The sequence below is a fragment of the Lentilactobacillus kisonensis DSM 19906 = JCM 15041 genome (assembly GCF_001434135.1).
In the GTDB taxonomy this organism is placed as follows: Bacteria; Bacillota; Bacilli; order Lactobacillales; family Lactobacillaceae; genus Lentilactobacillus; species Lentilactobacillus kisonensis.
On the sequence record NZ_AZEB01000109.1, the window covers coordinates 1 to 285 of the forward strand.

The window sequence follows — 285 nt, forward strand, 5'->3', positions numbered from 1 at the left end:
TTGGGGTCGTTAAATCAGACTTGCCACTTAACGTAACGCTTGGCACATCCTTAAAGGTAGTCGAGCCGTCTTCAGGCTTGGTAACATCCCCAACCGTTGCCTTAATTGCCACAACCGCTGGCGTCTTAGACGTGATCGTTGCTTGACCTGCCTGAACATCTCCAGTTGCCAGCGTCGTATTCGCGTTCGCATCAGTAATCTTCTTAATCCCGGTCGCATTTAACGTCACTGCGTAGGTTCCTGGAGTAGCCTTGACCGCGCTCCAGTCGAAATCGTCAGCCGTGA

The 285-nt window shown here is 51.9% G+C and carries 1 protein-coding gene; it reads right to left on the bottom strand.

The window, feature by feature from the left end:
• The coding region (locus FC98_RS14955; protein WP_162254979.1) for an MBG domain-containing protein at positions 1-285 on the bottom strand (285 nt) is incomplete at both ends.